The sequence below is a fragment of the Corynebacterium urinipleomorphum genome (assembly GCF_900155535.1).
In the GTDB taxonomy this organism is placed as follows: Bacteria; Actinomycetota; Actinomycetes; order Mycobacteriales; family Mycobacteriaceae; genus Corynebacterium; species Corynebacterium urinipleomorphum.
Map to the genome: position 1 here is coordinate 55905 of NZ_LT706962.1, position 18330 is coordinate 74234.

Below are 18330 nucleotides of genomic sequence, written 5' to 3' on the forward strand. Positions count from 1 at the left end.
CATCGGGGACCCTCTGACTGAGCCGGCACCGGAATCGGTCGAGATCGTCACAGTGACTGAGACATCAAAGACCTCCGACACACCTGCACCGAGCAGCCCCCCGGCCCCGGCAACTGAAAGTGCTCACGATCTCACCCCTGCTCTGACGGCGGCGGTCGATCACGTGGTCGCCGCTCACGGAGGACAAGCCGCGGTATCGGTCGGAGGAGACTTCTCAGCCGGTGACGCGTCCGGTTTCGCATCCTGGTCAACAATGAAAGTGCCCGTGGCCATTGCGGCGCTCAACGCCCACCCAGAGCTCAGCACCGAGGCAGCCAACGCCATCCAAGTCTCCGATAACGGAGCGGCGGACATCTTGTGGAGGAGCACGACACCTGAGGCTGTTGAAGCTGTCATGGCGGAGGGGCACAGCCCCGTCTCGGTAGAGCGCGAAGTGATCCGACCGGGATTCTCTGCTTTTGGCCAGACCCGCTGGCCTATATCCGAACAGGCTCGCTTCGCGTCCCACCTCGGATGCGTGGCGGGCGCGGCCCCCGTCCTCGAGCTCATGGGCAATATCGCCGGAGGTCAAGCCTACGGCTTAGGCACGATTCCGGGGGCGAGGTTCAAGGGGGGCTGGGGGCCGTCGATAAGCGGCGCGTACGAGGTCCGCCAGTTCGGCCTCGTGCCCGACGCACACGGCCGCATGATCCCCGTTGCAATCGCTGCGAGCGCCGCTGACGGCACGTACGAGTCCGGGCAAGCGATGCTCACGCAGCTGACCACTGAACTCATTCCTGCCCTCGACACCGCACCCAACGCTGTGTGTGCATAGAAAATCTCCCCGCATCCTTGGGATAGGAGGCGGGGAGAAAGGTCGAACTCTACGCTGTCATCGTCAACCAGTGATTTAGCGGCTGGTGAACGGCAGGAGAGCCATCTCGCGCGCGTTCTTCACAGCGGTAGCGACCTGGCGCTGCTGCTGCGGCGTCAGGCCAGTGACGCGACGCGAACGGATCTTGTGGCGATCGGAGATGAACAGACGCAAGGTCTCAATGTCCTTGTAGTCCACAGCTTCGATGCCCTTGGCCTTGAGCGGGTTCTTCTTCGGGCGGCGGGACTGCTCCATCCGCACCTTGCGGTTGTTATTGCGCTTCATGTGTATGCACTCCCTTGCTTACCACGAGGACTTGCGGACGCCGGGCAGCTCACCGCGGTGGGCCATCTCGCGCATACGGACGCGGGAGAGGCCGAACTTGCGGAGGTAGCCGCGGGGGCGGCCGTCGTGCGAGTCGCGGTTACGGACGCGAGCCGGGGAGGCATCGCGCGGCTGACGGTTGAGCTCAAACTGAGCCTCGAGACGGTCCTCGTCGGACGTCTCCGGGTTGCGGATGATCGCCTTGAGCTCCTGACGGCGCTCAGCGTAACGCTCGACGATCTCCTTGCGCTTCTCGTTCTTAGCGATCTTGGACTTCTTCGCCATTCTTATCGCTCCTCGCGGAATTCAACGTGCTTGCGCGCAACCGGATCGTACTTCTTCAGAGTGATGCGGTCCGGGTTGTTGCGCTTGTTCTTACGGGTGACGTAGGTGTAGCCGGTGCCCGCGGTGCTCTTGAGCTTGATGATCGGGCGGATATCGTTACGTGCCATGAGCTAGATCTTCTCCCCTCGGGCACGGATCTGAGCAACAACGGACTCGATGCCGTCGCGGTCGATGATCTTCAGACCCTTGGTGGAAACATTGAGCGTGATGGTACGGCCCTCGGAGGGCAGGTAGAAACGCCGCTTCTGCACGTTGGGGTTCCAACGGCGCGAGTGGCGGCGGTGCGAGTGAGACACGGTTTTGCCGAAAGACGGCTTCTTTCCCGTGACCTGGCAATGTGCCGACATGGTTACTTCTTTCTCCTAGCCGCTTGAGCCACGGAGACTGTGAGGTGGACGCCGCGCTCGTAGCTGGTTATCGGCCGGAAGTGTGAGGATGGCCGTGGTGCTCGAGGGCGTCGCAAGTCACCGGTTGACTAAGCGTAAACGTGTACTTCGACAACAGCGAGAGTAAACACTACACGCGCAAGGTCTCATTTCATAATCGTTTGCACGCTTATCGACGAGCCACTGGGTCAGCCTAAGCAGCTGAGCGCAGCCAGCGGCAGTCCGACTGCGAACGGCGCAAGAACGGCTCCCCTCACAACCACTGTTCTCCAGGGGATGTCAATGCCGTTTCGGCGGAGCTGGTCATGCCACAGCAGGGTGGCGAGCGATGCCCACGGCGTGACGATTGGCCCACAGTTGACACCTATTAATAGGGCGTCAATATGCTGCGGAGTCGGTGCCGACGGCTCAAGGAGGAGGAATGCCGGAATATTATTGAGGGCGTTGGCGGCCACTGCGCCCACCACCGAGAGTGTCGCCGGTCCGGCGTCGAAGATGAGACGACCGTCGGCGAGAACGAGCACTGCGCCGACGCCGAACGACAATGCTGCCGCGAGTGCGAGTGAATCCCATGGAACGAGCGAGAGCGCCTCACGGAAATCCGGCTTCGCGAAAATAAGTAGAACAGCTGCCGCCACCGTGCTGACCAACCAGTACGGCAGCGGGGACACCAGCGCCGGCGGAAGCAGCGCTAGCACGATCAGGGATATCCTCAGCAGCGGGGAAGTGTCCGCCCTGATCTCCGTATCCTGCAGCTTCGGTTCCGAGGGTGCGAATCGGTAAACCACCCAGGAAGCGACGACTGCGACCGTGATGGCCGCTACGGCCGGCACGTCTGTAGACCCGTACGGGTGGGCGAGCAAGTTGGTCAGGTTCGACACTGGAAGAGCGAGCGAACCGAGGTTCGCTATCCACACCACCGCGAACGACACGGGCACGACCTTCAGTCTGTTCTTGCGCGCGAGCGCCACCGCCATGGGCGTGATCATGATCGCGGTCGTGTCCAACGAGAGAAAGACAGTCGACACAATGGCGATGACGACAATCCCGAACCACAACGCCCACTTAGATTTCAATCGTTTTTCCATGGCCTGCGCGATTGCGTCGAATGCGCAGGCTCGGGCCGCCAGGTTGACCACCACGGACATTCCTGCGACGAAAAGTAGCACGGGCGCGAGCCGCAGCGCGGTGGTTTTCAACTCTTCTGGAGCCGCCGCAGCCAAGTAGAGAATGCCCGCCGCGAGCACTAGGAGGAGGCCGATCCGCGATTTCGGGAATGTATCCATCACCTGTACTATGTATCAAGTTGTCTGATCAGGCGTATTCGCCCTGCTCGGATGAAGGACCATTTTCGAACCCAACTCAGGCACGATCCGGTGAAAGCATTGCCGGAACCGACCTGAAGTATCAATCCTGAGGGAAACGAAGAGATGAAAAAAGATATTCACCCCGATTACCACCCGGTGATCTTCCAGGACGCAGGTACTGGCCACCAGTTCCTGACCCGTTCCACTGCAACCTCCGGCCGCACCGCCCAGTGGGAAGACGGCAACGAGTACCCGCTCATCGTCGTCGACGTGACCAGCGAGTCCCACCCGTTCTGGACCGGCGCACAGCGCGTCATGGACACCGCTGGCCGTGTTGAGAAGTTCAACCGCCGCTTCGGCGGCATGGCCCGCCGCAAGAAGAAGTCCGCTAACTAGACGCGGTAAAGGAGGAAAGACACCATGGCAACACCTAAGTTCCGTAAGTCCCGTTCGAACACCCACCACCGCCGTTCGCAGTGGAAGGCAGACAACGCCGCGCTGCAGGAGGTCAAGATCGACGGTCAGACCGTTCGCATCCCGCGCCGCCTGATCAAGGCTGCAGAGCAGGGCCTGATCGACGTCGAGCAGTTCTAAACGCTGCTTCTAACTAGCTAAGCCGGATACCCTTTCGCGGTGTCCGGCTTTTCTTGTGCTTCGAGCCCATTGCCATAATGGGGGGCATGAAAATTCTGGTGGTCGACGATGAACAAGCCGTGCGGGAGTCATTGAGGCGCTCGCTGAAGTTCAACGGGTACGAGGTCGTCTTGGCCGGAGACGGCATCGAGGCACTAGAAGCGATCAAGGCAGAGCGGCCAGACCTGACCATCTTGGATGTGATGATGCCCCGGCTCGACGGTCTCGGGGTGTGCCGCGAATTGCGGTCCTCCGGATACGACCGCCCGATTCTCATGCTTACCGCCCGTGACGGGGTGGCGGAACGTGTCGCGGGTCTGGATGCCGGTGCAGACGACTACCTGCCCAAGCCGTTCGCCCTTGAAGAGCTGCTCGCTCGTGTCCGCTCGTTGTTGCGCCGTGCGCTGGCGGATTCGGAGCTGAATGAGAAGAAGACCCCGAGCGCAGAGGTGACGTTCGGGGACTTGTACCTCAACGCCATCTCGCGGGAGGTGATGCGCGGGAAGCGGCATATCTCGCTGACCCGGACTGAGTTCTCCCTCCTTGAACTCCTCATGCGCAATCCGCGTCACGTGCTGTCCCGCCAAATGATCTTGGAGGAGGTGTGGGGATATGAATTCCCCTCGTCCGGTAATGCGCTCGAGGTCTACATCGGATACCTGCGGCGGAAGACCGAGGCAGGCGGTGAATCGCGCCTGATTCACACTGTGCGCGGAATCGGGTATGTGCTGCGGGAGACCGCTCCGTGATTCTGCGCCGGATGAGCACCGAAGGGGAGACGCTGCTTCGTCCCGACCACAGCTCGCCCGTCCGCGGCAAGATCGCCGCGTTCGCGGGTGCCGGGGTGGCCGTGGCAGTGGGAGCCACGGCGGTGTTGGCCTATTTCGCGGTGTTCGACGCGATGGAGGAGCACGAGCTCAGCTCCTTGAACTCGCGCACAGTGGCTTTGACACGGCAGGTGCAGGAGGCGGATGGGGAGGCGCTGGAGGGGATCGTCGATAAGTTCAGGGCCGATAACCCCTGGTACCGCGCCGCTGTCTCCCCGGCGGAACACGCTGCTTTCATCGGTGATCCGGTGCAGGTTGACCAGATGGCGCGCGACGGTGACCCTGCGAATTGGTCGCGCATTGAGTTCGGCGACGAGATGGTGTCGGTGCTGCGCGATGATGACGGCACGACCGTCGCCGTGGCGCACAACAGGTCGGATTTCGCGCACCTGAAAAGCAGGCTGAAGGCGACGCTGGCCGGCATTGTCGGATTCGGCACCCTGCTGGCCGCGTTGACGGGGAGTGTCATCGCGCGGGCGACCATGCGGCCGGTGGGGCGGTTGCGCCGGGCCGTGGACAGGGTGTCCACGGAAGGAACGCTGGAACCGATCGATGTCGCCGGCGGCGACGAGTATGCGAAGCTCACGGAATCGCTCAACGCGATGATGGAAACACTCAATGAATCCCGGGTGCGGCAGGCCCAGCTTGTCGCGGACGCGGGCCATGAACTGCGTACCCCGTTGACGTCGATGCGCACGAATATCGAGCTGCTGATCATGCTGCACCGCTCCGGACGTGTCGCGCAGGTCCCGGTGGAGGAACTAGATGAGCTGGAGAAGGACGTCAACGCACAGATGGAGGAGCTTTCTTCGCTGATCGGGGATGTGGTGGACCTAGCGCGCGAGGATGACCTGCACAAAGAATTTGAACCCGTCCGATTGGATTCAGTTTTGGCTGAAGCCGTCACTCGCGTGCAGCGCCGTCGCCCCGACGTGAAATTCCGCTTCCGCGCCGACCCATGGGTCATGGATGCGGACCGCGCCGCGCTATCGCGTGCACCGGTCAATTTGCTCGATAACGCGGCCAAATGGTCGCCCCCGGGCGGTGTCGTCCGGGTGTCCCTCCGGGCTGCAAAGCACAGCGCTGTGCTCATCATCGATGATTCCGGCCCAGGAATCCCCCCGGAAGAACGGGACAATGTCTTCGAGCGTTTCTACCGCGCTCCTGAGTCGCGGTCCATGCCTGGTTCCGGGCTCGGTCTCGCCATCGCCCGCCAGGTGCTGGAGCGGCACGGAGCAACGATCTCGATCGGGGATTCAGATGACGGAGGCACGAGGATCCGTGTGCTGTTCCCTGCGGCTCACAGCGACCATTCAGTAACCACTACGATGAAGGATTACTGGAAAAGATGACTGGCACAGCGTCGAAAGGGACAATGACCGACCATGACAACTCCGGAATATCCCACGAACCCGACTTTCGGCGGGCCGGTCACCCCGCCGCCGTACACTGAGCAGCCACCCGTGCAGGTGGTGCCCGCGAAGAAGCGCGGAGTCGGTGCGGTCGCAGCCGTGGCCATCTCTCTCGTCACCGGCCTTGTTTCCGGCGTGGCCGGCGGTTACGTGGCGGGTTCGATCGCTGGGGCCGCAAAAGAAACAGCGCAAACCTCCGGAATTGGGGCCAGCGACAACGACAACGCGCTCGAGGCTCCGGTGAAGCCGGATAAAACACCTGCTGCTGAGGGCTCCGTGGAAAAGGTCGCGGAATCTGTCCTGCCCGCAGTTGTGTCCATTGAGGTCGCCACTCGCACGAGCGGGGCCGAGGGATCCGGCTCCATCATCAGTTCGGACGGTAAGGTGCTTACCAACCACCACGTAGTCGCGGACGCCGAAAGCGCAGGCGCGCAGATGAGGGTGACACTTAACGACGGCTCGAAGCACCCCGCCACCTTCATCGCCTCCGATGTGAACACCGATATCGCTGTGATCCAGATCGAGGGTGTGAAGGATCTGCCGACGATTCAGTTCGGCGATTCTGACAGCCTCGCTGTCGGCCAGTCAGTGGTCGCGGTGGGGTCGCCGCTCGGGTTGTCGGCGACCGTGACCACAGGCATTGTGTCGGCGATGAACCGGCCCGTTAGAGCGGCACAGGGTGGGGGAGAAAGTTCCCTGATCGACGGCATTCAGACCGACGCCGCGATCAACCCCGGTAACTCAGGTGGCCCGTTGGTGGATATGAACGGTCACCTGATCGGTATGAACTCGGTCATTGCGTCTCTGTCCCAGGGTGCGTCGGGTGAAGCGGGCTCGATCGGCCTCGGTTTCGCTATTCCCTCCAATTTCGCGCGGCGGGTCGCCGAACAGCTCATTACCGAGGGCAAGGCCCGGCAGCCGATGATGGGCATTGAGGTGGATATCAGGCAGGCATCCGGCGGCGCGCTGGTGAGCAGAGTGCAGCCGGGCAGTCCCGCTGACCGCGGCGGCTTGCGGGCAGGTGATCTTGTCGAACGCATCAATGACCGGCCGATTGAATCGTCTGATGCGCTTGTCGCCGCGACCCGGTCCTTCGATTTCGGCGAGACCGTTAAGCTGCAGGTTCAGACTCAGGGATCCGAAGAAACCAGAACGGTAGAGGTGACTCTAAGTTCCGAGTAGATTCACTAAGTAGCAAAAACGCCACGTCCACGAGGAGCCCGACCATGTCTAACACTCTCGATGCGCTAGACCTTCACGAGCCCGACGAGGCTTTCCTGATTGCTTCGGAGGCGGAAGTGGAGTTGCCGTCGCAGCCGTGCGCGCTCGCGGTGCTGATCAGCGACCACAAGCGGGGCGGGGCCATCGCCGAGGGCTCCGACCAGCTCGTGTTCGAGCTCTTGCAGGAGATGGGCTACAAAGTCGACGGCGTGGTGAGCGTGAAGTCGAAGAAGTCCGAGATCCGCAAAGTCATTGAGACTGCAGTCGTGGGTGGAGTGGACCTCGTGGTCACCATCGGCGGCACCGGCGTGGGTCCGCGCGACAAGGCTCCGGAAGCCACGCGTGCGGTGATCGACCAGCTCGTGCCGGGAGTGGGTCAAGCAGTGCGCTCTTCCGGTCAGGCGTGCGGCGCGGTAGATGCATGCACATCCCGCGGTATTTGTGGTGTCTCGGGCTCGACCGTGGTTGTGAACTTGGCTCCGTCCCGCGCAGCTATCAGGGACGGCATGTCCACCATCGCTCCGCTTGTCGCCCACCTGATCAGCGAACTGCGTAAGTACAGCGTCCAGTAGTTGCAGATGGCACCGCGGCAGCGGCGTCGGGTGAAACGCATTTCCGACGTCGATTACGACAGGAAAGCGGACCGCCCCAATGAGGAACGGTCCGCTGGTGACGGCGAGAGGTTCGTCGAATTCGACGATGCGCTGACGGACGACGCGCCGTTGGATTATGCGGCGGAGAGGCCGCCACACTACGGCGATTAGCCCTTGATCTGCGGGTTCTTGCCGCTTGCGAGGAGGTCGCGGATCTCGGTGAGCAGTTCCTGCTCGGTCGGGTCCTTTGTGTCCGGGTCGATGCCCTTGCGGCGCTTCTGCTGCTCGTCCAGCTTGTTCATCGGGGCGACGATGAGGAAGTAAACGACAGCTGCGATCAGCAGGAAGTTGATGATTGCGGTGAGCAGTGCACCGAAGTCCATGAAGGTGGCGTCGTTGCCCGGAATGATTTTGAAGCCGAGGCCGGAGAAGTCGGCGCCGCCCACGGAGTTGATCAGCGGGTTGATGATGTTGTCGGTGAACGCGGTGACGATAGCGGTGAAAGCGGCACCGATCACGACACCGACTGCGAGGTCGATGACGTTGCCGCGCATGATGAAGTCTTTGAAGCCCTGGAGCATGATGAGTCCCTCCTAATGGGGGTTGATGAATTTTATTGCCCGACAGAAATTACTACAGTGACCTCGCTAAAGCCATCCTCGTGCGTCTAAGTTCGCAGAAATGTCAGCGGGAGTTCGCCTGATGTACTAAGAAGCAATAGCTATGACCACTGCGAGTGGCGAGGATAGTGACGCGGCAGCAACCTCAGCCGCGTCAGCGTGGCGCAGCAGCAGGAGGACGCTGGAGCTGCTGTCGTCGTCCGGGGTGCCCGCCACGACCACTGTGCCAGCCTCTGCCACCGTGCGCGGGGCGCCGTCGCCGGCTGTGACGACTGACACCTGGTCCCCGTGGTGGAGCATCGGAATGATGTCGGGGTCGGCGAGCTTCACCGGAACCAGGGTGTAGTCTGCCGCGTCGTTTCCGACGAGCGCTCGGGTGAGGTCGGGCCCGATGAGACGGGTGGGGGTCACGACTTCCCCCGCGGACGCGTGCGAAGCAACGATCTGACCTTCCGCGTCATCGACGGAAGATAGAGCAGCCGCGGGCGCGACATCTCCGGGTAGCGGGCGCAGATCAACATCGCCCGCCGCGATCACATCGCCCGGCCCCACGTCGCGCGCGAACACGAGAACCTGGGGATCAGAACCAGCGCGGCTGACCAGAGCGCTCACCCCCGCGCAAAGAACGAGGGCGACGGCGGCGCCCCGACGCAGCATCACTGCCCGCCTGTAACCAGGGGTGCGGAGTAAATCAAAGATGTCCATGCCCTATTGGACTGCCGGACCACCCCTTCGGTTCCCCAGCCGCATGAATCCGGACTGCGTCACCACCCCATCGACCGGATGATCGTGCGGCTCGCACGGTAGCTCGTCGTGAACCTCGTCGTCGTACACGAGTGCCACCACTGGGCACGCGACCGATTTCAGCGCGCGGTCGTAATAGCCGGCACCTTGCCCAAGACGGACCCCTGCGCGATCGACGCCGAGCGCAGGAACAATCACGGCATCGCACTCGAGCCCGCTTATCGACGTCTCACCTGGCCCCTCCGGCTCCCAAATCCCGAAGTGCGCCCCCCGGCGGAGTTCTCCGGTGAATTGTCCCCATCGCAGGTCACCTTCCCTGGGCGTAATCGGCAACCACACCTCATGGGTCCCAGCGAGGGCAGGGAGGAGATGCTTTCCACCCGGTTCACCGGGGAGAGGGACGTAGGCGGCGACGCGGGAATACCCTTCGAGCCAGGTGAGGAGGTGGGAGGTCAAAGCGGCGTCGATAAGCTCATGCACCATGGACGCGCGACGGGCACGCGTTGCGCCGCGCACGTCTGCCTTGGAAACGGGCCGCTGGTTTGCGGAGTGGCCTACACCGAACACGCAATCATTGTAGGTACACTATTCATTCATGCAGAATTCTGACCAGAGCCCGCATTCAGGCCCGCACGCTGCCGGTTCTCGCTCCAGCGTGAAGACTGTGGTGGTGCCGGCCGCGGGGATGGGCACCCGGTTCCTCCCGGCGACTAAGACTGTGCCGAAAGAACTGCTGCCTGTAGTGGACACCCCGGGAATCGAGCTGATCGCTGAGGAAGCTGCTCAGCTGGGAGCTCAGCGTCTCGCGGTGGTCACCGCGCCGGGCAAGGGCGAGGTCATGGAGCACTTCGGCGACTTTGAGCAGCTTCGCTCCACGCTTGTTGCCCGCGGTAAAGAGGAACAGGCACAAAAGGTTGCCCGCGCAGCATCGATCATCGCTGCGGAAGCGGTTGTCCAGGATGAGCCCCTTGGCCTCGGGCACGCAGTGGGGTGCGCCGAGTCGCTTCTGGATGACGACGAGGACGCCGTCGCCGTTATGCTTCCCGACGACTTGGTTCTGCCCACCGGTGTCATGGAGAAAATGGCTGAGGTGCGCGCCACGCTCGGCGGGTCCGTGCTGTGCGCTTTCGAAGTGAGCCCGGAAGAAGTGTTCAACTACGGCGTTTTCGATGTGCGCGAGGTGGACGGAGACTCGGGACTGGATGCCGCCGAGGTCAAGCGTGTTGTGGGCATGGTGGAAAAGCCTGAGCCTGCGGACGCCCCTTCCAATTTCGTGGCAACCGGCCGCTATCTGCTCGACCGGAAGATCTTCGATGCGTTGCGCCGAATCGAACCGGGCAAGGGCGGCGAGCTTCAGCTCACCGATGCCATTGAGCTGATGATTAGCGAGGGGCACCCGGTCCACGTGGTCGTTCACAACGGAAAACGCCACGACCTGGGTAATCCGGGCGGCTACATTCCGGCTAATGTCGATTTCGGGTTGCGCCACGAGAAGTACGGCCCCGCGCTGTACAAAGCGATCAAGCAGATCGTGGCCGATTACGAGTCGGAGCACCCAGAAGTCCGGTAGGGAGGGACCATGCGCAGTGTCGACGACCACCTCGCCATGATCATCGATGCGACGATGCGGCCCGAACCGATCCGCATCGGCATCACTGACGCCCTCGGCCTCATGTGCGCCGAAGAAGTCCAGGCGAGTGCTCCGCTGCCCGGTTTCTCCCAAGCGGCGGTGGACGGGTACGCCGTCCGTGCCGTCGATGTCGGCGGGGGTAAGAGTCTTGGCCAGCGCGAGGACGCGCCGCTTCCGGATGCCTCGCTCCCGGTCGTGGGTGAAGTGGCCGCCGGATCCCAAAAGCCGTTGCGTCTTCAACCGCGCCAGGCAGTCCGAGTGGCTACGGGTGCCCCGTTGCCCACGCTTGCGGACGCTGTGCTTCCCCTCGAGTGGTCCGACCGCGGCCGGAAACGAGTCACTCCGCACCGTCCGGTGCGTTCGGGCGATTTCATCCGCCGGGAGGGCGACGACATCCAGCCCGGCGACATCGCTGTGCGCTCCGGTGCTGTGCTGGGCCCCGCTCAAATCGGCCTGCTGGCTTCCACAGGCCGGGACAAGGTGCTGGTCTACCCGCGTCCCCGTGTGACAGTGATGTCGTACGGTCTCGAGCTTGTGGATATTGACCGTAAGCCGGGTCTAGGCCAGGTCTTCGATGTCAGCTCGTACGCTGTGGCGTCGGCCGCTAAGGATGCCGGGGCGGAGGTCAACCGCGTGGGCATCATCAACGCGGAACCCCGCCGCCTGAAAGAGCAACTGGCTGTTCAGGCACAGAAGAGCGAGTTCATGATCATCACCGGTGCTGTGGGCGGTTCCAGCGCCAAGCCCGTCCAGGATGCGCTGGGGGAATTGGGCGACATCGACACGACTCGCGTGGCCATGCACCCCGGTTCCGCCCAGGGCTTCGGTCTCGTGGGGCCGGACCGCATTCCTGTCTTTCTTTTGCCGTCGAACCCGGTGAGCGCTCTCGTTGTTTTTGAGGCCCTTATCCGTCCGGCAATCCGCACCTCCCTGGGCAAACGTGTGCCGACCCGCCGGACCGTGAAAGCGCGTTCGCTCGGCCGGATCGAGTCGATTCCGGGACGCATCGGTTTCATCCGTGCCCGTCTCATGCGCGACGCGGAAACTCACGATTACCTCGTCGACGGAATCGGGGGAGTCTCCGGCAGTCCGGCCCACTTGCTGGCGGGCCTGGCGGAAGCGAACGCGATCATCCGTATCCCCGCGGACGTGTCCGAGGTGCGTCCCGGTGACATCGTGGATGTCATTTTCCTTCAACAGCGGGCGTAGGCATGTTCAATTTCTTCGGTCGGGCGAGCCACCCCGGCTGGCCTGAACCGACCCCGACTGTGCATATTCCGGGCGGCTCCACGTTGCGCCTACGTCCTCTCTCACCGAGAGATGGGAAAGACTGGGCACGTATGCGCGTTGTCGACGAATCCATTCTCCGTCCGGTGGAACCCACCGTCCCCGGCACCTGGGAGGAAGCTCACTCGCCAGCCGCCTGGCGCGTCAACTGGAGCAATTTGCGGCGTTTCGCGGCCGACGGGATCATTGTTCCCCTGGTGATAGAGCTCGACGGCCGCTTCATCGGCCAAGTCACGTTAGGCAATATCCAACACGGGGCGATCGGGGAGTGCTGGATCGGGTATTGGGTCTATTCCCGTTATTCGGGTCGCGGCATAGCCACCGTCGCGTGCGCCCTCGGCGTCGACCACGCCTTCGCTCGGATCGGAATGCATCGCGTCACCGCCACCTATCTGCCGGACAATCCGGCATCGGGCAGGGTATTGGCTAATGCCGGCTTCCGCCCCGAGGGCTACCTCCGGGAGAATTTGCATATTGACGGTGCCTGGCGCGACCACCACTTTGTTGCCCAGAACATCGACGACTTGCCGGGCTCCGCCGTCGAACGCCTCGCTGCGCGCGGCCGACTCTGGATCTAGAAAAACTGCCTGTTTTCTGCGGCGTGGGTCGTTCATCGCCGCCTGCGGCCTCTATATCCTCAGGCAGGAATACGTGACCGGAAAACAGAAAGGTCGTTGCACATGTCCGGCAGCCTGAGCCTGATCATCGTCCTCATCGTCGTGGTGTGGGCGATCGTTCTCGCACCGATGGTGTTGGGGGACTCGAAGCCGATCCGGCGCTCTGGTGAAGGCTATGACGAGACGCGTGTCCTACATCAAGGCACTACCCCCTTGCAGGCACGTCGCCGCCCACGCGTGACCAAGGCGGACATCCACAGCTACGACGAGGAGAGCGACTACGAGGTTCTCGACCCCGTCGCGGACGAGGAAGAAGTGCTTATCGACGACTCTTCCGGCTCCACCTCCCTCAAGAAGCTCTTTGCCCGGAAAGAAATTGAGGGCGAGGTCGTGGAACCTGAACCCGAGAACGAAGTCGAGGCTGTAACCGAGGCTGTAGTCGAAGCCGAGCAAGATTCTGAGGCCGACGCAGAGCCTGTTTCTGAAACCGACGCGGAGCCGGCAGCTGAGTACGAGCTCGACGCGTCTTACCTCTCCCCGGAGGATTACGGCTACTCCACAGTGACACAGCTGGAGGAGAAGGAGCCGGAAGCGGAACCGGAAGCGGAGCCTGCGACGGAGCCTACGGAAGATGAGCTCGCGTTCGCGCGGGCACGCCGCGGCCGCGGAGGATGGGACCCTGAGGCAGCTAAGAGTGTGCGCGAGGAGCGATTCCGCCGCCGCCAGCGCACACTGCTGGGCTTGGTGCTCGTCTTTGCTGTTGCTTTTGTTTTCGGCATCGTCTCCGGCGGATGGGCGTGGCTCGCTCCCGCGGCAGCGGCAGGACTGCTGGCGTGGTACTTGGCGGCTCTGCGCACCACGGTGAAGAAAGAACGCGCTTTGCATGAGCGACGGGTGCGCCAGCTTCGTCGTGCTCGTCTCGGCGTGATCTCTTCCGCGGAGGACGCTCCGGTGCCGCCCCACATGCGTCGACCGGGCGCCGTTGTCGTGGAAGTGGACGATGAGAGCGCCGACTTTGCCAACCTTCCTACCTACCGCCAGGAAACTGAGCCGGTCCGAGAAATCGCATAGTTTTTCGGCCAATAAGAGGTCGTCATAGCCGGTAACATCCCCGGGTATGACGACTTCTTTTTCTACTCAGGTAAACACGAACCCGGGCAAGTCTGCGCAGCTGTGGGAGAAATTCAGCGACACCAAGTTCAAGCGCCTCCTCTTCTCCGCTTTCTACTCGGTGAAGGCGCCGTACTTCCGCACGGTCATGCCCCGCGTACAGGTCGCTGAACCCGGCCGTTGCGTGGTGCGCCTGGGCAAGTGGTGGGGTGTGCAGAACCACATTGGCACCTTCCACGTCATCGCCGGGCTGAACGGCGCTGAGGCTGCCATGGGGCTGCTGTGCGAGGTCACGGTCCCCGACACTCACCGGTGGATTCCGCGCGGCATGCGCGCCGACTACCCGGCCAAGTCCACAGGTGGACTGACTATCACGGCGACCGCGGACTTCCCGGAATTCGACACCATCACCCGTGAGACGGGCGGACAGTTGGTCACTATCAACTGCGAGATCGTCGATGATGCCGGTGTGGAGCCAATCACCGCGGAGATTGACGTCTGGGTCACTGCGAAGAAGAAATAATCATCTCGATCATTCCCTCCATCGTCTTCGGGCCAATGTAGACGAAGCCCAGAGGCCGCAAATAGGCGGTCAAGGCTAGGCCGTCCTTGAAAGGATCGGTCTCAAGAAACCAGTTGATGAGCTGCGACAAGGATCTGCGATCCCGCATGGCGACGGTAGCTTTCGCGTTGGTCACCACAGCTTCAATCTTGCGTCGGTTGCGGATCAGGGCGGGATTCTTCATCAGGTATTCGATGTCATCCTCGTCGAATTCGGCCACGAGCTCCGGGTCGAAATCGCAGAAAGCATCTTTCAAAGCGTCGCGCTTCTTCTGGATCAGGTCCCAGGACAGGCCGGGGAGAAATACTTCGAGGGTGAGCAGTTCGAATGCTTGCGTGTCGTCGATAAGCGTTGTTGTCATACTTACTTTGACTGCTGTCGCAGCCCGAATGGTTCCACGTTGTAGTGTTTAGATCATGAATAGCCCCGCCCTCCGCGATTTCGCTTTGCTCATGGCGCGGCTCGTGCTCGGAGTCGTGTTCATCGCGCACGGCTACCAGCACTGGATCGGGGAAGGCATGCGGCGCACTGCGCAGCAATTCGCGCAGGCGGGCGTGCCACAACCTCGCTTAGCCGCATACCTCGCCGGATCGTTGGAACTCGTCGGCGGGGCCATGCTCATCATCGGGCTGCTCACCACGATCGTGGCCGGCATACTCGCGTTGATGATGCTCGCTGCTGGGTACTTCATGCACCTAGAAGCCGGGTTCTTCGCAAGTGACGGCGGAATTGAGTTTCCGCTCGTTCTCATCGTGCTGCTGGGGCTCATCGTCGTGTTTGGCTCAGGCCGGGTGAGCTTGGACAAGGTGCTTGTCGATGGTTGACCACAACGACGTCCAAGCCGCCCTCTCCGCCCGGATCGATGGGGAAGACTCCGCGATCGCAGACGACGTGCTCGACGCGCATCTCGCCGAATGCCCGGAATGCCAACGCTATTGGGAGCAATCCCTGCAGTTTTCGCGCTCCCTGAGTGCAGTGCCAATGTCGCCGCCGGATAATCTCTCCGATGTCATCTACGCGGGGGTTGAAACCGAGTTCCAGCGGGTCTCCGCCCGCCGAGTCCTGCTCATGACCGCCTGCCGCGTGACGCTAGTGCTCCTGGCACTCGTTTATGTCGTGTGGGCCGGGCGTCTCCTCGCGCCGGAAATGACAGATGTGGAGCTCGGCGCTGCTTCTGTGCGGGTAGGTATCGCGACAGCGTTGCTCTTCGTCAGCTGGAAACCTTCGCAGATCCCCGGGGTGCTGCTGATTGTGGGGGCAATGTTCGGCTTCAGTCTGGGCTTCGCAGTCCTTGAGGCCATTACCGGTGGAACAGCCCCGTGGAGTCAACTGCTCACTCTTCTTTTCACATGCGCTGTGCTCGTGGCGATGTGGGTTACGGACTACGGCAACCCGCTGCGGGTTCTCAACGCCCGGCCGATCTAGTTATTTCCAGCTCGGCAACCACATCAGCTGGTTATAGAAGCTGTCCGGAATGACGAAGCCGTACAGGATCGGGGAGAAGTACAGGAACATCCCTATCACGGTTGCCAAGTAGACAATCACCCCGAGCTGACCGGATGTAATGGGGCCCGCGATCCTACTCATCCACGGGACACGCTTACCGCGTTTGGAGAGCTCACCAAGAGCCAGTGCGAGCAACACAATGGTGAAAGGAACGAGCGGGCCCGCGTAGAAGAAATACATCTGGCGGTCAAAAGCCGCGAGCCACGGAAGAAAACCGGCGGCGAAAGCGATAAGCGGAATGATGACGCGGCGGTCCTTGCGGGAGATCCACGCCCAGATGGCCCACAGCAGGATCGGAACGGTCAGCCACCAGATTGCGGGGGTGCCAAAGAGAAAGATCATGCGGCGGCATTCTTGGCCGCCCGCGCATTCGATGCCGGTGGAGGAATAGTAGAGGATCGGGCGCGAGGCAACCAGCCACGACCATGGTTTCGAATCCCAAGGGTGGGAGTGCCCCGCCGACGATGTCAGCTCCGAGTGAAACTTCAGCACCGAGAGGTGGTAGTAGAGCCACCCGGCGGCCGCCTCAGGCAATTTAGCTAGGGCAGGCCAGTCGGAGTTGGCAATCGTGCCGTCGGAAAGCGAATGGCGGTAGACGGCAGTCTCGGATGCGAACCATGCGCGCCACGACCACATGTAGAGGACAGCCGGGATGAGAACGATGGAGGCGAGTGCCGAAGGGACGTCTCTCAGCAGCGTCTCGCGCACCGGATTCTTCACCCCGTAGCGGTGCCGCAACCAAAGGTCGTAGAACGATGACAGTAGGCCGAAGAAGGCGATGTAGTACAGGCCCGACCATTTGACGGCCAAAGCGCATCCGAGCAGCACACCGGTGGCGAAGCGCCACCAACGGAATCCGAGCCGAGGGTTGATCTCCCCGCGCAAGTACGCGTCGTGAAAACGCTGGTGCACCTGCCGCATGTCCCCGGCGAGAGTCCACGCCGCCATGACGACAAAGAGGAGGATGAACACGTCGAGCATGCCGAAACGGCCAATGACCAGCAAGACTCCGTCGCAAAGAGCCATGACACCAGCGAAGAGGGCGATCATCCACGACTGGGACAGACGCCGAGCCAGCAGCATGGTGAATACGACGACGGCCGAGGCGAACAGCGCCGCCATGACGCGCCAGCCCAAGGGCGTGTAATCGAAGACCATTTCGCCGAGCGCTTCGATCCGCTTAGCCAAAGGCGGGTGCACAACGAGACCGTAGCCCGGGTTCGATTCAATGCCGCCGAGCACAGGGTTGAACCACGACCGCGCGATATCCCAGGCTTGCGGCACGTAGTGCTTCTCGTCGAAGACCGGGGTGCCGTTCGACTTTGCCGAAGTCAGACCCACGAATCGGGTGAAGAGCGCAAGAAAGCCGATGGCGACCGTGACAATGGTGTCTGGGCGCGACCATGGAACAGTCACGGGGGCGGTTGGCTCCGGTTTACGGAGAAGGGTCGAACTCACGGCAATGATCTTAGCGGGTGGGTATGACAAGCTTGGTGGCATGGAAACTCATTACCTGCCGCAGCGCGGGATCGTGCTCGCAGCGACACCGTTGGGCAACGTTGGAGACGCTTCAGCGCGGCTCGTGCACGCCCTCGAGCACGCGGATGTCATCGCGGCGGAGGACACCAGGCGCACACGCAACCTCGCGTCGGCGCTAGGAGCGAACATAGCCGGCAAGGTCGTTTCAAACTTCGACCACAATGAGGACAAACGGGTTTCTGAACTCATTGACATCGCCCGCACATCGGTCGTCCTCGTTGTGACGGACGCAGGGATGCCTCTGGTCTCCGACCCGGGGCATTCTCTCGTCGCCGCCGCTCACGGTGCTGGCATTCCAGTCACCTGCTTGCCGGGGCCGTCGGCGGTGACAACAGCTCTGGCCTTGTCCGGACTCGGAGTCGGCCGCTTCATCTTCGATGGGTTCGCCCCCCGTAAGCCCGGCGCGCGCGCCGCGTGGCTCGAATCGCTCAAGAATGAGAAGCGCGCAGTGTGCTTCTTCGAATCGCCGCACCGCCTCGAGGCTACCCTCACAGAAGCGGCCGAGATTCTCGGGCAGCGGCAAGCAGCCGTGTGCCGTGAGTTGACCAAGACGTATGAAGAGGTGAAGCGGGGCACTCTCGCCGAGCTCGCGGAGTGGTCGGCCGAAGGTGTGCGCGGCGAAGTCACCGTCGTCATTGACGGGGGAATCGAGTCCGCTGAGCCGGAGGACGTTCTCGCACTCGTGCAGCAAAGAGTCGACGACGGAATGCGGCCAAAAGACGCAGTCAAAGAAGTCGCCAAAAGCGCGGGAATCAAGTCAGGCGAGCTTTACGACGCCTTCATAGCCGCTCGCAGCTTCTAGCCAGCTAACGTG

At 62.2% G+C, this 18330-nt stretch carries 26 protein-coding genes; 16 read left to right on the forward strand and 10 right to left on the reverse strand.

Annotated features, from left to right (window positions below):
- Window positions 1-52: 52 nt before the first annotated feature.
- Complete coding sequence (locus CZ338_RS00920) at window positions 53-814, forward strand: serine hydrolase (protein WP_087116760.1); 762 nt, start codon at window positions 53-55, stop codon at window positions 812-814.
- 75 nt (window positions 815-889) lie between these two features.
- Here the strand turns inward: CZ338_RS00920 and rpsR are convergent, their stop codons facing one another.
- The 5 genes from rpsR to CZ338_RS00945 form a co-directional block, all read right to left on the reverse strand.
- On the reverse strand, window positions 890-1138 hold the full coding sequence (gene rpsR, locus CZ338_RS00925; RefSeq protein WP_087116263.1) for a 30S ribosomal protein S18: 249 nt from the start codon (window positions 1136-1138) through the stop codon (window positions 890-892).
- 18 nt (window positions 1139-1156) lie between these two features.
- The gene (gene rpsN / locus CZ338_RS00930; RefSeq protein ID WP_076599275.1) at window positions 1157-1462 is read right to left on the reverse strand and encodes a 30S ribosomal protein S14; all 306 of its coding nucleotides are present in this window, start codon (window positions 1460-1462) and stop codon (window positions 1157-1159) included.
- 2 nt (window positions 1463-1464) lie between these two features.
- Window positions 1465-1629, reverse strand: a complete 165-nt coding sequence (rpmG, locus tag CZ338_RS00935) for a 50S ribosomal protein L33 (protein WP_012359793.1) — start codon at window positions 1627-1629, stop codon at window positions 1465-1467.
- A gap of 3 nt (window positions 1630-1632) precedes the next feature.
- A complete protein-coding gene (rpmB, locus tag CZ338_RS00940; protein ID WP_075466037.1) occupies window positions 1633-1869 on the reverse strand; it encodes a 50S ribosomal protein L28 in 237 nt (78 codons plus the stop codon).
- A 227-nt stretch (window positions 1870-2096) separates the two neighbouring features.
- Window positions 2097-3194: an ArsB/NhaD family transporter gene (locus CZ338_RS00945; protein ID WP_087116265.1), complete on the reverse strand. Its 1098-nt coding sequence runs from the start codon at window positions 3192-3194 to the stop codon at window positions 2097-2099.
- Between the two features lie 144 nt (window positions 3195-3338).
- Between CZ338_RS00945 and CZ338_RS00950 the strand changes: the two genes are divergently transcribed.
- The 7 genes from CZ338_RS00950 (at window position 3339) to CZ338_RS10770 (ending at window position 8072) form a co-directional block, all read left to right on the forward strand.
- A complete protein-coding gene (locus CZ338_RS00950) occupies window positions 3339-3611 on the forward strand; it encodes a type B 50S ribosomal protein L31 (RefSeq protein ID WP_087116267.1) in 273 nt (90 codons plus the stop codon).
- A 24-nt stretch (window positions 3612-3635) separates the two neighbouring features.
- On the forward strand, window positions 3636-3809 hold the full coding sequence (gene rpmF / locus CZ338_RS00955; protein ID WP_076599278.1) for a 50S ribosomal protein L32: 174 nt from the start codon (window positions 3636-3638) through the stop codon (window positions 3807-3809).
- A gap of 86 nt (window positions 3810-3895) precedes the next feature.
- Entirely contained in the window at window positions 3896-4597 is a 702-nt protein-coding gene (locus CZ338_RS00960) for a response regulator transcription factor (protein WP_087116268.1), read from the forward strand.
- A gap of 11 nt (window positions 4598-4608) precedes the next feature.
- On the forward strand, window positions 4609-6027 hold the full coding sequence (locus tag CZ338_RS00965; protein WP_087116761.1) for a HAMP domain-containing sensor histidine kinase: 1419 nt from the start codon (window positions 4609-4611) through the stop codon (window positions 6025-6027).
- 33 nt (window positions 6028-6060) lie between these two features.
- Window positions 6061-7269 carry a S1C family serine protease gene (locus tag CZ338_RS00970; protein WP_087116270.1) on the forward strand — a complete coding sequence of 403 codons (1209 nt, stop codon included), beginning with the start codon at window positions 6061-6063 and terminating at the stop codon, window positions 7267-7269.
- A gap of 44 nt (window positions 7270-7313) precedes the next feature.
- The gene (locus CZ338_RS00975) at window positions 7314-7880 is read left to right on the forward strand and encodes a MogA/MoaB family molybdenum cofactor biosynthesis protein (RefSeq protein WP_087116272.1); all 567 of its coding nucleotides are present in this window, start codon (window positions 7314-7316) and stop codon (window positions 7878-7880) included.
- Window positions 7881-7886: 6 nt separating this feature from the next.
- A complete protein-coding gene (locus CZ338_RS10770; protein WP_143341223.1) occupies window positions 7887-8072 on the forward strand; it encodes a hypothetical protein in 186 nt (61 codons plus the stop codon).
- On the opposite strand, the gene mscL is transcribed toward CZ338_RS10770, so the two are convergent.
- From mscL to CZ338_RS00990, 3 genes are all read right to left on the reverse strand, one after another.
- A complete protein-coding gene (mscL, locus tag CZ338_RS00980) occupies window positions 8069-8482 on the reverse strand; it encodes a large-conductance mechanosensitive channel protein MscL (protein ID WP_087116274.1) in 414 nt (137 codons plus the stop codon). The genes CZ338_RS10770 and mscL overlap by 4 nt on opposite strands.
- A gap of 126 nt (window positions 8483-8608) precedes the next feature.
- Window positions 8609-9178, reverse strand: coding sequence for an SAF domain-containing protein (locus CZ338_RS00985; RefSeq protein WP_235839375.1), 570 nt, complete (start codon window positions 9176-9178; stop codon window positions 8609-8611).
- Between the two features lie 51 nt (window positions 9179-9229).
- Window positions 9230-9832 carry a 5-formyltetrahydrofolate cyclo-ligase gene (locus tag CZ338_RS00990; protein WP_143341224.1) on the reverse strand — a complete coding sequence of 201 codons (603 nt, stop codon included), beginning with the start codon at window positions 9830-9832 and terminating at the stop codon, window positions 9230-9232.
- A gap of 28 nt (window positions 9833-9860) precedes the next feature.
- On the opposite strand from CZ338_RS00990, the gene CZ338_RS00995 reads away from it, so the two are divergent.
- The 5 genes from CZ338_RS00995 to CZ338_RS01015 all read left to right on the forward strand — a co-directional run bounded on the left by CZ338_RS00995 (window position 9861) and on the right by CZ338_RS01015 (window position 14432).
- Window positions 9861-10835, forward strand: coding sequence for a UTP--glucose-1-phosphate uridylyltransferase (locus tag CZ338_RS00995; protein ID WP_087116280.1), 975 nt, complete (start codon window positions 9861-9863; stop codon window positions 10833-10835).
- Between the two features lie 9 nt (window positions 10836-10844).
- The gene (gene glp, locus CZ338_RS01000; RefSeq protein ID WP_087116282.1) at window positions 10845-12104 is read left to right on the forward strand and encodes a molybdotransferase-like divisome protein Glp; all 1260 of its coding nucleotides are present in this window, start codon (window positions 10845-10847) and stop codon (window positions 12102-12104) included.
- Window positions 12105-12106: 2 nt separating this feature from the next.
- Window positions 12107-12760 carry a GNAT family N-acetyltransferase gene (locus CZ338_RS01005; protein WP_087116283.1) on the forward strand — a complete coding sequence of 218 codons (654 nt, stop codon included), beginning with the start codon at window positions 12107-12109 and terminating at the stop codon, window positions 12758-12760.
- Between the two features lie 102 nt (window positions 12761-12862).
- Entirely contained in the window at window positions 12863-13870 is a 1008-nt protein-coding gene (gene sepX, locus CZ338_RS01010; RefSeq protein WP_087116285.1) for a divisome protein SepX/GlpR, read from the forward strand.
- 46 nt (window positions 13871-13916) lie between these two features.
- Window positions 13917-14432 carry a hotdog fold domain-containing protein gene (locus CZ338_RS01015; RefSeq protein ID WP_087116287.1) on the forward strand — a complete coding sequence of 172 codons (516 nt, stop codon included), beginning with the start codon at window positions 13917-13919 and terminating at the stop codon, window positions 14430-14432.
- Here the strand turns inward: CZ338_RS01015 and CZ338_RS01020 are convergent.
- Complete coding sequence (locus CZ338_RS01020) at window positions 14413-14832, reverse strand: DNA-3-methyladenine glycosylase I (protein ID WP_087116289.1); 420 nt, start codon at window positions 14830-14832, stop codon at window positions 14413-14415. The genes CZ338_RS01015 and CZ338_RS01020 overlap by 20 nt on opposite strands.
- 55 nt (window positions 14833-14887) lie before the next feature.
- Between CZ338_RS01020 and CZ338_RS01025 the strand changes: the two genes are divergently transcribed.
- The gene (locus CZ338_RS01025) at window positions 14888-15295 is read left to right on the forward strand and encodes a DoxX family protein (protein WP_087116291.1); all 408 of its coding nucleotides are present in this window, start codon (window positions 14888-14890) and stop codon (window positions 15293-15295) included.
- The gene (locus CZ338_RS01030; RefSeq protein ID WP_087116292.1) at window positions 15288-15896 is read left to right on the forward strand and encodes a zf-HC2 domain-containing protein; all 609 of its coding nucleotides are present in this window, start codon (window positions 15288-15290) and stop codon (window positions 15894-15896) included. The genes CZ338_RS01025 and CZ338_RS01030 overlap by 8 nt, the downstream gene beginning before the upstream one ends.
- Here CZ338_RS01030 and CZ338_RS01035 read toward each other — a convergent pair whose 3' ends face one another.
- Window positions 15897-17477 carry a dolichyl-phosphate-mannose--protein mannosyltransferase gene (locus CZ338_RS01035; RefSeq protein ID WP_087116294.1) on the reverse strand — a complete coding sequence of 527 codons (1581 nt, stop codon included), beginning with the start codon at window positions 17475-17477 and terminating at the stop codon, window positions 15897-15899. It abuts the gene before it with no gap.
- Here CZ338_RS01035 and rsmI point away from each other — a divergent pair.
- A complete protein-coding gene (gene rsmI / locus CZ338_RS01040) occupies window positions 17476-18318 on the forward strand; it encodes a 16S rRNA (cytidine(1402)-2'-O)-methyltransferase (RefSeq protein WP_087116295.1) in 843 nt (280 codons plus the stop codon). The two genes, CZ338_RS01035 and rsmI, sit on opposite strands and share 2 nt — an antisense overlap.
- The last annotated feature ends 12 nt before the right edge of the window (window positions 18319-18330 follow it).

What these genes read in the sequence shown, in the direction of transcription:
- CZ338_RS01005 (WP_087116283.1), top strand. Translation starts at nt 12,107, where the DNA reads ATGTTCAATTTCTTCGGTCGGGCGAGCCACCCCGGCTGGCCTGAACCG.
- rpmF (WP_076599278.1), top strand. Translation starts at nt 3,636, where the DNA reads ATGGCAACACCTAAGTTCCGTAAGTCCCGTTCGAACACCCACCACCGC.
- CZ338_RS00995 (WP_087116280.1), top strand. Translation starts at nt 9,861, where the DNA reads ATGCAGAATTCTGACCAGAGCCCGCATTCAGGCCCGCACGCTGCCGGT.
- mscL (WP_087116274.1), bottom strand. Translation starts at nt 8,482, where the DNA reads ATGCTCCAGGGCTTCAAAGACTTCATCATGCGCGGCAACGTCATCGAC.
- CZ338_RS00945 (WP_087116265.1), bottom strand. Translation starts at nt 3,194, where the DNA reads ATGGATACATTCCCGAAATCGCGGATCGGCCTCCTCCTAGTGCTCGCG.
- CZ338_RS00985 (WP_235839375.1), bottom strand. Translation starts at nt 9,178, where the DNA reads ATGCTGCGTCGGGGCGCCGCCGTCGCCCTCGTTCTTTGCGCGGGGGTG.
- CZ338_RS00975 (WP_087116272.1), top strand. Translation starts at nt 7,314, where the DNA reads ATGTCTAACACTCTCGATGCGCTAGACCTTCACGAGCCCGACGAGGCT.
- rpmG (WP_012359793.1), bottom strand. Translation starts at nt 1,629, where the DNA reads ATGGCACGTAACGATATCCGCCCGATCATCAAGCTCAAGAGCACCGCG.
- CZ338_RS00970 (WP_087116270.1), top strand. Translation starts at nt 6,061, where the DNA reads ATGACAACTCCGGAATATCCCACGAACCCGACTTTCGGCGGGCCGGTC.
- CZ338_RS01020 (WP_087116289.1), bottom strand. Translation starts at nt 14,832, where the DNA reads ATGACAACAACGCTTATCGACGACACGCAAGCATTCGAACTGCTCACC.
- CZ338_RS00960 (WP_087116268.1), top strand. Translation starts at nt 3,896, where the DNA reads ATGAAAATTCTGGTGGTCGACGATGAACAAGCCGTGCGGGAGTCATTG.
- CZ338_RS00965 (WP_087116761.1), top strand. Translation starts at nt 4,609, where the DNA reads ATGAGCACCGAAGGGGAGACGCTGCTTCGTCCCGACCACAGCTCGCCC.
- CZ338_RS10770 (WP_143341223.1), top strand. Translation starts at nt 7,887, where the DNA reads ATGGCACCGCGGCAGCGGCGTCGGGTGAAACGCATTTCCGACGTCGAT.
- rpmB (WP_075466037.1), bottom strand. Translation starts at nt 1,869, where the DNA reads ATGTCGGCACATTGCCAGGTCACGGGAAAGAAGCCGTCTTTCGGCAAA.
- glp (WP_087116282.1), top strand. Translation starts at nt 10,845, where the DNA reads ATGCGCAGTGTCGACGACCACCTCGCCATGATCATCGATGCGACGATG.
- CZ338_RS00950 (WP_087116267.1), top strand. Translation starts at nt 3,339, where the DNA reads ATGAAAAAAGATATTCACCCCGATTACCACCCGGTGATCTTCCAGGAC.
- CZ338_RS01035 (WP_087116294.1), bottom strand. Translation starts at nt 17,477, where the DNA reads ATGCCACCAAGCTTGTCATACCCACCCGCTAAGATCATTGCCGTGAGT.
- rsmI (WP_087116295.1), top strand. Translation starts at nt 17,476, where the DNA reads ATGGAAACTCATTACCTGCCGCAGCGCGGGATCGTGCTCGCAGCGACA.
- rpsR (WP_087116263.1), bottom strand. Translation starts at nt 1,138, where the DNA reads ATGAAGCGCAATAACAACCGCAAGGTGCGGATGGAGCAGTCCCGCCGC.
- CZ338_RS01030 (WP_087116292.1), top strand. Translation starts at nt 15,288, where the DNA reads ATGGTTGACCACAACGACGTCCAAGCCGCCCTCTCCGCCCGGATCGAT.
- sepX (WP_087116285.1), top strand. Translation starts at nt 12,863, where the DNA reads ATGTCCGGCAGCCTGAGCCTGATCATCGTCCTCATCGTCGTGGTGTGG.
- CZ338_RS01015 (WP_087116287.1), top strand. Translation starts at nt 13,917, where the DNA reads ATGACGACTTCTTTTTCTACTCAGGTAAACACGAACCCGGGCAAGTCT.
- rpsN (WP_076599275.1), bottom strand. Translation starts at nt 1,462, where the DNA reads ATGGCGAAGAAGTCCAAGATCGCTAAGAACGAGAAGCGCAAGGAGATC.
- CZ338_RS01025 (WP_087116291.1), top strand. Translation starts at nt 14,888, where the DNA reads ATGAATAGCCCCGCCCTCCGCGATTTCGCTTTGCTCATGGCGCGGCTC.